This window comes from Microcella sp., assembly GCF_051860105.1.
Lineage (GTDB): Bacteria > Actinomycetota > Actinomycetes > Actinomycetales > Microbacteriaceae > Microcella.
This window is the reverse complement of record NZ_JBHYEO010000042.1, coordinates 1-9,828: the sequence shown is the minus strand read 5'-3', so window position 1 is coordinate 9,828 and position 9,828 is coordinate 1. Positions and strand designations below refer to the sequence as shown.

At 70.1% G+C, this 9,828-nt stretch carries 10 protein-coding genes; 5 read left to right on the top strand and 5 right to left on the bottom strand.

Annotated features, from left to right (window positions below; all coding sequences use genetic code 11):
- From ACTIE9_RS13195 to ACTIE9_RS13185, 3 genes are all read left to right on the top strand, one after another.
- A partial coding sequence (locus tag ACTIE9_RS13195; protein ID WP_439566027.1) for a gamma-glutamyltransferase family protein occupies positions 1 to 1,766 on the top strand: 1,766 nt, incomplete at its 5' end.
- A 129-nt stretch (positions 1,767 to 1,895) separates the two neighbouring features.
- Positions 1,896 to 3,713, top strand: a complete 1,818-nt coding sequence (locus ACTIE9_RS13190; RefSeq protein ID WP_439566026.1) for a glycoside hydrolase family 36 protein — start codon at positions 1,896 to 1,898, stop codon at positions 3,711 to 3,713.
- Between the two features lie 64 nt (positions 3,714 to 3,777).
- On the top strand, positions 3,778 to 4,248 hold the full coding sequence (locus tag ACTIE9_RS13185) for a hypothetical protein (protein ID WP_439566025.1): 471 nt from the start codon (positions 3,778 to 3,780) through the stop codon (positions 4,246 to 4,248).
- Positions 4,249 to 4,263: 15 nt separating this feature from the next.
- Here ACTIE9_RS13185 and ACTIE9_RS13180 read toward each other — a convergent pair whose 3' ends face one another.
- Both ACTIE9_RS13180 and ACTIE9_RS13175 read right to left on the bottom strand, forming a co-directional pair.
- On the bottom strand, positions 4,264 to 4,779 hold the full coding sequence (locus tag ACTIE9_RS13180; RefSeq protein ID WP_439566024.1) for a metallophosphoesterase family protein: 516 nt from the start codon (positions 4,777 to 4,779) through the stop codon (positions 4,264 to 4,266).
- A gap of 87 nt (positions 4,780 to 4,866) precedes the next feature.
- Entirely contained in the window at positions 4,867 to 5,343 is a 477-nt protein-coding gene (locus tag ACTIE9_RS13175) for a hypothetical protein (RefSeq protein ID WP_439566023.1), read from the bottom strand.
- Between the two features lie 192 nt (positions 5,344 to 5,535).
- Between ACTIE9_RS13175 and ACTIE9_RS13170 the strand changes: the two genes are divergently transcribed.
- Positions 5,536 to 6,087, top strand: coding sequence for a hypothetical protein (locus ACTIE9_RS13170; protein WP_439566022.1), 552 nt, complete (start codon positions 5,536 to 5,538; stop codon positions 6,085 to 6,087).
- A gap of 47 nt (positions 6,088 to 6,134) precedes the next feature.
- On the opposite strand, the gene ACTIE9_RS13165 is transcribed toward ACTIE9_RS13170, so the two are convergent.
- On the bottom strand, positions 6,135 to 7,172 hold the full coding sequence (locus ACTIE9_RS13165) for an LLM class flavin-dependent oxidoreductase (protein WP_439566021.1): 1,038 nt from the start codon (positions 7,170 to 7,172) through the stop codon (positions 6,135 to 6,137).
- A 28-nt stretch (positions 7,173 to 7,200) separates the two neighbouring features.
- Complete coding sequence (locus ACTIE9_RS13160; protein ID WP_439566020.1) at positions 7,201 to 8,133, bottom strand: DMT family transporter; 933 nt, start codon at positions 8,131 to 8,133, stop codon at positions 7,201 to 7,203.
- Between the two features lie 67 nt (positions 8,134 to 8,200).
- Between ACTIE9_RS13160 and ACTIE9_RS13155 the strand changes: the two genes are divergently transcribed.
- Complete coding sequence (locus tag ACTIE9_RS13155; protein ID WP_439566019.1) at positions 8,201 to 8,815, top strand: exonuclease domain-containing protein; 615 nt, start codon at positions 8,201 to 8,203, stop codon at positions 8,813 to 8,815.
- A 4-nt stretch (positions 8,816 to 8,819) separates the two neighbouring features.
- Here ACTIE9_RS13155 and ACTIE9_RS13150 read toward each other — a convergent pair whose 3' ends face one another.
- A complete protein-coding gene (locus ACTIE9_RS13150; protein WP_439566018.1) occupies positions 8,820 to 9,704 on the bottom strand; it encodes a phytanoyl-CoA dioxygenase family protein in 885 nt (294 codons plus the stop codon).
- Between the last annotated feature and the right edge of the window lie 124 nt (positions 9,705 to 9,828).

Genomic DNA, 9,828 nt, shown 5'->3' with positions numbered 1-9,828 from the left:
GCACCTTCGGCATGGCGGCGAGCACGCACTGGCTCGCGACGGCGACGGCGCAGTCGGTGCTCGAGCGGGGCGGCACCGCGGTCGACGCCGCCGTGGCCGCGGCCTTCGTGCTGCACGTCGTCGAGCCGCACCTCAACGGCCCGGGCGGAGACCTAACGGCGATCGTGGCGCCCGCGGGAGAGCATCCCTTCGTGCTCGCCGGCCAGGGCGCCGCCCCCGGCGCCGCGACCATCGAGCACTACCGCGGGCTGGGGCTCGACGAGATCCCCGGGGCGGGGCCGCTCGCCGCCGCGGTGCCCGGCTCGGTCATGGCCTGGCTGCACCTGCTCGCCACGCGCGGCACGTGGGAGCTCGCCGACGTGCTCGCTCCCGCCCTCGGTTACGCGCGCGACGGGCACCCCGTGCACGAGAACGTGGTGCGCACGATCCGGGCGGTCGCGCCGCTGTTCGAGCAGCACTGGCCGACCTCCGCGGCGCAGTGGATGCCCTCCGGCCGTGTTCCCGAACCCGGCGAGATGATCACCAACGAGCCGTGGGCCCGGGTGCTGGCACGCCTGCTCGCGGCGGGCGAGTCGACCGGCTCACGGGAGTCGCGCGTGCGCGCAGCGATCGCGCTCTGGACGTCGGTCGTCGGTGAGGCGGCCGAGGAGTTCGTGCAGACACCCGTGCAGCACTCGATCGGTGGCGCGCTTCCCGGCGTGCTCACCGCGGCCGACCTCGCGGCGTACTCCCCGGCCGAGGAGGCGCCCGCATCGCTGACCTTCCGCGGCGTCGAGGTGCTCAAGGCCGGGCTCTGGACGCAGGGGCCCGCACTGCTGCAGTCGCTCGCGATTCTCGAGGCGGTCGCCGCCGAGCACGGCGACGCGGTGCTCGATCCGTCGACCGCGCTCGGCGTGCACACGATCACCGAGGCGCTCAAGCTCGCGCTCGCCGACCGCGACGCCTGGTTCGCTGACCCGAGCGTCATCGACGATCCCGCGGCCCTGCTCGCCGACCTGCTGGCCCCCGCCTACGCGGCCGAGCGCGCCGCGCTCATCGGCGAGACCGCCTCGCGCGAGGTGCGCCCCGGGCGCCCCGGCGGGCGCGAGCCGTGGATGCCGCCCGTGCGGCTCGCGGGCTCGGCCGCGGCCCCGCTGCCGGGCTCGGGCGAGCCGACGCTCGACCGCGCGGGGCGTCAGCGCGGCGACACCTGCCACCTCGACGTGGTCGACCGCCACGGCACGCTCATCTCGGCCACCCCTTCGGGCGGCTGGTTGCAGTCGTCGCCGACGATCCCCGCGCTCGGCTTCTGCCTCGGCACGCGCCTGCAGATGATGTGGCTCGACCCGGCGTCTCCGTCGGCGCTCGCGCCGGGCATCCGCCCCCGCAGCACCCTGTCGCCGACGATGCTCGTGCGTGACGGACGCGTGGTCGAGGCACTCGGAACGCCCGGCGGCGACCAGCAGGACCAGTGGCAGCTGCTCTATCTGCTGCGCCGCATCGTCGGGGGCTACGAGCCGCAGCAGGCGATCGATGCGCCGATGTTCCATACCGACGCCATGGTCGCGTCGTTCGAGCCGCGCACGGTGCAGCCGGCGTCGCTCACGGTCGAATCGCGGCTCGGCGACTCGGTCATCGACGAACTGCGCGCCCGCGGGCACGAGGTGACCGTCATGGACCCCTGGAGCCTCGGTCGCCTCAGCTGCGTCGGCGTCGAGCGCGACCGCGGGTGGATGTTCGCCGCGGCCAATTCGCGCGGCAACCAGGGCTACGCCGCGGGTCGCTGAGCCGCGCAGCCCCGCAGCCCGGGGGCCAGGTTTCTGCCACGGCCATGTGTCGCCGTTGTCACATGACAACGTGGACACATAGGCACAGAGGCAACGCGCTCCCCACGCCGCAAAGGTATGATCTTAAGTATGCCCCACGGCTTCGAGCGCATCGTCGCGCACCCCGAGCGTCCTGACCACTCCGCCGAGCAGCCCGGCGACACGATCGTCGCCCGCCTGCGGCTCGACGGCTGGCACGACGTGACCGTGCGCGTGCTGCACCCGTTCACGTGGGATGCGAAGTTCCGTGGCTTCCGCATCGACGAGCTCGCCGTCAGCCCCGCCCGGCCGCGCACGCTCGTGTCGGGCGCGTACTCGGTCGCTGACGCGGCCGTGCTCAACGTCGACGAGGCACGCGTCACCCGCACGCCCTTCGACTTTCCCGAGGGCGACCGGCACGACGGTGTGCTCTACCGCACGATCGGGCACTCCCCCGAGGCCGACGAGCGCTATCAGGATGCGGCCGGCTGGTGCACCATCGCCGCGACCGACGCCGACGGCCGGGCGGTCGCACTCGCGACGGCGCTCGACCGCAGCGACTGCGTGCTGCTCGACCTGCTCGCCGACGACCACGGGCTCACCGTGCAGACGCGCCTGCCGTGGCAGACCTTCCGCCCCGCCGAGCTGCCGGCCCCGGATGCCCTCCCCGGCCTGCTCGTGCGTCACGGGCACGGCGACCACGAGACCGCCGAGGCCTGGCTGCGCGAGCTGCTCGCGGCGACGGTGCCGAGCCGGGCATCCACCGCCCCGCCCCCGCTGATCGCCGACACCTGGGGCTTCGGCACCGACATCGATGCCGACCGGGTGACGGCGTTCTTCGACGTCGCCGCCGATCTCGGTGTGGAGGTCGTGACGGTCGACAAGGGCTGGGAGGACCACGTCGGCGACTGGAACGCGCAGTCCGGCTACGCGGGCGGCGTCGCCGGCATCGCCGCGCTCGCGCATGACCGCGGCATGAAGCTCGGCCTATGGGTGGGGGCGGGCAACGCGTCCCCCGACTCGGTGGTCGCGACCGCGCACCCCGACTGGCTCGCCACCTGGAACGGCCGCCACCAGATGGTGTCGCACCGCAACCACTCGCTGTGCCTCGGGCACGAGCCCGCGCGCGACCACGTGCTCGCGTGCCTCGACCGCCTCGTGCGCGACGGCGTCGACTGGCTGCTGCACGACTTCGAGACGATCAGCCGCTGCGATGCCGCGCACCACACGCACGACCCCGGCGCGGGCGAGGCGGCGGGCGTCACCGGCTGGTACTCGGTGCTCGCGACGCTGCGCGAGGCGCACCTCGAGCTGCTCATCGAGAACTGCTGGAACGGCGGCAAGCCCCTCGACCTCCAGATGATCGCGCACCACGACACGACGATCGGCGACGACTGGTGCCGGTCTGAAGAGAACCGCCTCGCGGCCGTCGGCCTGGGCGTGTACCTGCCGTCGTCGTGGACGAGCAAATACATGGGCGACGAGCCGCACTTGCCGTTGCGCGCGCAGCTCGCGCCCTACCTCGTGGGCGGCCCCTGGATCCTCATGGGCGACCTGCCGGGCTGGGCGCCCGCGCAGCTCGCCGAGATGCGGCAGGGAATCGCGATCTACCGCGAGTGGCGAACGGCGGCCCAGGATGCTCACGCGGTGCCGCCCGTGCTCTTGGGCTCGACGGCCGGAGTGACGGGGCTCGCGTACTCGCCCCGCGCTGACGGCGCCCAGCTCGCCACGTTCGCGGTCGCCGAGACTGCTGTTGGGGCCACGGTTCGCTGGCACCCCGTCATCATGACGTCGAGTACAGAAGCGTGGATCGTGCGGGACGAGTGGAGCGGCGCCGAGCAGCGCGTCGCCCGCGGCGACCTCGCGGCGGGCATCCCGCTCGACACGGCGAGCGCCGACGGAATTGCCCTCAGCGTGCGCCCCGCCTGAGCAACCGCGGGCCTGGGCGGCGATCTTCCCCGCTGCTCAAGAAGCGCGGTGCTACCGTCGCGCTGTGAGCTGTCGATCTTCCCTCATCTCGTCGTCGATTGTTCTCATGCTCGCGCTCTCCGCCTGTGTGCCCGCGGAGCCCGACTTGCAGGCTGCCCAGGAGGAGGCGAACGCCTTCACGAGCGCCTTCGAGACCGACCAGGACGCCCTCGCCACCGGGTCCTTCAGCGCGGGACCCAGCGTGCCGCCGCTCGAGGATCAGCCCGGCCTCCTCTTCGAGTTCGCCGAGACCGTGCGCATCGACGAGATCAGAGTCGCGTGCTTCGGTGGCGGCACCGCCGTGTTCGGAGCCGTCTCCCGAAGTGTCTCGACCTGGGTCGGCACAGAAGGAGTCACCGTGACCTGCGACGGCGAGGTGCGCCTCGTGCCGCTCGGCGCTCCGCTCGAGGACGTGAACGCGATCGAGCTCAACGGCCGAATCGAGTCGGGCGGCGGCGCCGTGATCGCCAGCGTCATCATGGGCGCCGTCGAGTAACCGGATCGCGCCAGCTCAGCGCGGCGTCGGCACAAGCGTCACGTCGAGCAGCTGGCCGCCCTCGATGACCGCGGTCATCACCGTGCCGACGGGCTGGCGGCGCCGATCGGTCGGCGATCCTGGATTGAGCAGGCGGAGTCTCCCGGGCGTCGTCGAATCCCAGGGAATGTGCGAGTGACCAAAGATGAGCACATCGGAGGGGGCATCCGAAGCGGGCCCGAACTGCGCATCGCATCGAGCCTCGCGCTCCGCCGCCGGCCCCGAGTCGTGAATGACGGCGATGCGCACCCCGTCAACCTCGACTCGCGCGATCTCGCCCAGCCGCGCGTGCAGGTCGGGACCATCGTTGTTGCCGGCGACGCCGACAACGCGGGCCGACCGCGCCGCGAGCGCGTCGAGCGTCGCCACGTCGACCCAGTCGCCCGCGTGGATGACCAGATCCGCCTGGTCGACGAGCTCCCACACCTGCGGCTGCAGCTCCTTCGCCCGCACCGGCAGGTGCGTGTCGCTCAGCAGCAGCAGCAGCCTCATGCCAGCGAGGGTACGACCCTACCGGTCAGGATTGCCGGGAAGCGAGGCGCCGATCGTGTCTGACGTCCTCGGGTGCGCTCGGCTACCTCAACCGCCGGTGAATGCTTCCAGACCCGTCTCGACGCCGATGTCGCTGCACGCGGCCATGAGGGCATCTAGGCCACCAAACCATTCGTCGGACGATATTCCCGACGACCGGTTCGCACCTAGTGGGATGCTCGGAGCTGCTTCCTTCAATTGCACGACAGCACTGTGGACAGCGCCCTCACCGCTCGTGGGAATGCGGTCCAAAACACGGGTCGCGAGCCGATACCAGCCATCGCGCTCTTGCGTTTCTGCTCGACCTTGCTGAAGGGCAATGTCAGCATTCGTGACGATCGTCAGGACATCGCCTATCGCGATGCAGGCAGAAGTGTCCTCAGACACACGCTCGGCTTCAAGAGTGTCGCCAATTGGGTCGCCGCTGGAAACGGAACACCCACTGAGCAGCAAAGCAGCACAAATCGACAGAGATACTGGCCCCGATAGACCGCGGATCATCGATGTTCCCCCAAACGTCATCATGGGGCTCAGGCTAGTTGATCAGTCCTCAATTGCGTCCGATTTCCTACGCCCAGCCGTGAAGCGAGCCCCCAACGCAAGCAACGATGCTTCGACGAGCTAACGGAATGGCGCCACACCGCACCGACTATGGTCAAGCAGTAATGAGGAGATGTCGATGGTCGGGTTGCGTCGTGGGATCGGGGGTATCAACCGGTGAAACAGGCGGCGCTCACAGCACAGGAGTGGGGTCTGATCCTTCTAGGCCTTGGCCTCTTCTTCGCCGTCGGCGCCGCCCTGCTCCCCTCGTCCGCGTGGGGATCTGACGGTGTGAGCGGGGTCACACTCGTTGTCAGACCTGATCACATGTTGCTGGGCAAAGTAATCGCCCACAGCATCTCGCTGTTCCTGCTTCTTGCGGGGTTCTTGGCAGTGCGCGGCAACCAGCGAAAGAGAGTTCTCTTTGACTGGCACCTTCTGGGGCTGGGTAGCGTGATCACTGCTCTGGCCTTGACTCACTGGTACTTCGACGTTGTCGGAATTCTCGAGCGCCTGACACCCGAGGACGCCGGTCGTGTTCCCGGAGGTGTGTACCCGTACCTGCTCATCGTCTTCTGGTCGTCACCGGCGATTGCCCTTGTCCTCGACGCATTGACCTCAATCGTCCTACGACGAAAGACTGGCGCGGGCTGGAGCCTCTACTGGAGTGCGGGCTCCCTAGCGATGGTCTGCGTCACTGGTGTGGTTGCGTTGCTGGGTCGGACGTAGTTCGTCGCTGAGCCTGAACAGGAAGGTTCTCCCCAGCGCGGGTGTTGTCACGCCAACGAGGGGACCCGTTCCGCGTCGACCACGGGCATGACATCGCGCACGATCGCCTCGAGCAGGCGCGCGTTGAACTCGACGCCGAGCTGGTTCGGCACGGTGACGAGTAGCGTGTCGGCGGCCTGCACGGCCGCATCGCGCGCGAGCTCGGCGGCGATCACGTCGGGCGCGCCGATGTACGAGCGGCCGAAGCGCGAGCGCGAACCGTCGAGAATGCCGACCTGATCGGTCTGCGAGCCCTGCGCCTGCAGCCCGAAGTAGTACTGCGTCTCCTCGTCGATGATGGGCAGGATGCTGCGGCTCACCGACACGCGGGGCTCACGCTTCCATCCGCGAGCGGCCCACGCCGACCGGAACATCGCGATCTGCTCGGCCTGCAGCTCGTCGAACGGCACCCCGGTGTCTTCCGTCAGCAGCGTCGAGCTCATGAGGTTCATGCCCTGCTCGGCCGTCCACACCGCGGTCGCGCGCGTGCCGGCGCCCCACCAGATGCGGTCGTACAGCCCCGGCGACTGCGGGGTCACCGGCTGCGGCTTGTCGGTGCCGATCACGCGCGGGTTGCCGGGCGCGAAGCCCTCGCCGTCGATCGCGCGACGGAAGAGGTCGGTGTGCTCGCGCGCCATGTCGGCGTCGGTCTGCCCCTCGGCGGGCACCTGGTCGAAGTACCGCCAGCCGTCGACGACGGCCTCGGGTGATCCCCGGCTGATGCCGAGCTGCAGCCGGCCGCCGCTGATCAGGTCGGTCGCCCCAGCCTGCTCGGCGAGCGACCACGGGTTCTCGTAGCGCATGTCGATGACACCCGTGCCGAGCTCGATGCGGCTCGTGCGCGCGGCCGCGGCCGCCATCATCGGGAACGGGTTCGAGTGGTTCTGGGCGAAGTGGTGCACGCGGTAGTACGCGCCGTCGACGCCGACCTCCTCGGCCGCGACCGCGAGCTCCACGCCCTGCAGCAGCGCCTCGCCGCCGGAGCGCGTGCGCGAGCCGGTCACGCCCATCCAGTTGCCGAACGACAGGAAGCCCAGTTTCGTCATACCCGGCTCAATGCGTCTGCATGCAGAACTATTCCCGGTCGGGCGCCGGTACAGCATCCCGAATCGGCCTCGCGGGGCCCGGGATCGTCGCGCCGGGCCGCGTCGTCAGGTACACGCCCGCGAGCACGATGAGCCCGCCGATCACCTGCCACACCGTCAACGCATCGCCGAGCGCGACCGCGATGATCGCCGTGAAGACCGGCAGCAGGTTGAGGAACACGCCCGTGCGCGAGGGGCCGAGTTGCGTGACGGCGACGTTCCACAGCAGGTAGGCGAGCGCGCTCGGGAACACGATGATGATCGCGAGCCCCCACCAGCCCTCGGCAGAGGGCTGCGCCTGAACACCCACCAGAGCCATGACGGGCGCGAGCATGACGGCGCTCATGCCGACCTGCACGGTCGTCGCGGTGATCGGCGGGGTCTGGATGCGCCGGCTGATGATGACGTAGGCCGTCCACGCGAGGATCGCGCCGAGGATGAGCAGGTCGCCGACCGCGACGCTCACGTCGGAGATTCCGCCCGAGCCGCCGAGCAGCACGACGATCACGACGCCGATGAACGAGATCGCGATGCCGAGCACGCCCCCGCGACGGATGCGCTCCCCCAGCACCACGACCGCGGCGAGCGCGATCACGGCCGGGTTGATGGCGCTGATCACGCTCGCGTTCACCGGCGAGGTCGTGTCGAGCGCGGCGTAGAGCAGCAGGGTGTAGCCGACCATGCCGAGCAGGGCCTGGACGATGTGGATCCACCACTCCTTCGCGGCGAGCTTCCACTTGTCGAGCTGGTCGCGCTCGATCCACAGGGTGATGACGAGGAGGATCGGGAAGGCGCCCAGCCACCGCAAGAACGTGAGCTCGAGCGGCGTGAACTCGGCGATCACGCGGTCGCCGACGACGAAGTTCATCGCCCAGAAGAGCTGGGCGAGCACGGCGGGCGAGTAGCGGCGGAGCAGGTGCACGCTCTCAGGCTAGAGCCGAACGGCGAGCCCGGAGTGCAGAGTCGGCGGCTCATGCGAGCATCGAGGAGTGCCGCTGAACTTCACCGCGATCGACTTCGAGACCGCCAACAACCACGCGGCCTCGGCGTGCTCGGTGGGGCTCGTGAAGGTGCGCGACGGCCGCGTGGTCGATCGCGCGAGCTGGCTCATCCACCCGCCGTTCGGCTTCGACGACATGCTCGAGTGGAACACGCGCATCCACGGCATCACCGCCGCCGACATCGTCGACGCGCCCCTGTGGGCCGATCAGGTGGATGCCCTTCTCGAGTTCGTCGACGGCGACACCCTCGCCGCCCACAACGCGGGGTTCGACATGGGCGTGCTCGCGGCGGCGCAGAAGGCCAGCGCGCTCGAGGTGCCGAGCCTGTCGTACGTCTGCAGCCTGCGGGTCGCCCGCAAGACCTATCACCTCGACTCGTACCGCCTGCCCATCGCGGCGATGGCCGCGGGCTTCGAGGACTTCGCGCACCACGACGCCCTCGCCGACGCCGAGGCGTGCGCCGCGATCATCGTGCACGCGGCCAAGCGGCACGAGGTGACCGAGGTCGCCGACCTCGCGCGGGTGTGCGGCACCGCCGTCGGTCGAACCGGCGCGGCCGCCGCGGCCGCGGCGGCCGACCGCCGGCCGGCCGCGCTGGCGTAGCGGTCTAGCGGTCGCAGCCGCCCGACTTGTCGGCGCGCGAGCCCGGAACGCTGAGGTCGCGCAGGCCCTTGTAGGCGTACGGGTCCTCCCCCGCGACCATGACGATGTCGCGGAAGTCGTACTCGGCGAAGTACCGCCCCTCGCTGTTCTGCCAGGGCAGCAGCGATTCGGCGCTCATGTAGTGGTTGACGAGCGCGCGCCGGTAGCCGTGCTTGCCGCTGTTCTCGAGCGAACGGTGCAGCAGGTAGCCGTTGAAGAACAGGGCGGCACCCGCGGGCACCTCGACCGGCACCGCGTCGTCGTCGGTGTAGGGGAACCCGAAGGCCTCGTCGGTGCAGTCGAAGCGCTCGTCGGTCTGCTCGCGGTCGGGGTAGAGCACGCCGCGCGCGTGCGAGCCCGGCAGCACCCAGAGGCAGCCGTTCTCGGTCGTCGCGTCGTCGAGCGCGATCCACACCCCGGCGAGCGAGCGGTCGCGCGTGGGGATGAAGTGCTCGTCCTGATGCCAGGCCTGCCCCGGCTTGCCCTCGCTCTTGATGAACAGCATCGACTGCATGGCCTTGACGTTCGGGCCGATCACCCGCGTGAGGCCGTCGACGATCCGAGGGTGCCGCATGATCTGCCGGGCGACCTCGCTGATCTTGTGCGGGTGGTGGATGCACAAGTACTGCCGCAGCACGTCGGCGTCGCTGTGCCCCGGGTGAGCATCCACCGCTTCATCGCCAGGATTCAGGCCTGCCCGGCAGATGCGCAGGGCCTCGGAGTTCACCTCGGCCACCTCCGCCGGGGTGAGGGTGCCGCGCAGCACGGCGAATCCGTCGCGCGCGTATTGGGCGACGAAGGCCTCGTCGACGGAGTCGTGCATGACGAGGGGCTGAACAGCAGTGGTCATGCCATAGATCATACCTTTGGGTGCGGGCGCCCGGAAGAGGGCGCCCGCACCGCGTGGCCGCGCGCTAGTTGTAGTGCCCAGGGACGTTGTTTGATCTGGACGTCCTGACATGGCGAGAACCTCC

Coding starts and splice junctions, on each gene's coding strand:
- ACTIE9_RS13190 (WP_439566026.1), top strand. CDS start 1,896: ATGCCCCACGGCTTCGAGCGCATCGTCGCGCACCCCGAGCGTCCTGAC.
- ACTIE9_RS13180 (WP_439566024.1), bottom strand. CDS start 4,779: ATGAGGCTGCTGCTGCTGCTGAGCGACACGCACCTGCCGGTGCGGGCG.
- ACTIE9_RS13175 (WP_439566023.1), bottom strand. CDS start 5,343: ATGATGACGTTTGGGGGAACATCGATGATCCGCGGTCTATCGGGGCCA.
- ACTIE9_RS13165 (WP_439566021.1), bottom strand. CDS start 7,172: ATGACGAAACTGGGCTTCCTGTCGTTCGGCAACTGGATGGGCGTGACC.
- ACTIE9_RS13150 (WP_439566018.1), bottom strand. CDS start 9,704: ATGACCACTGCTGTTCAGCCCCTCGTCATGCACGACTCCGTCGACGAG.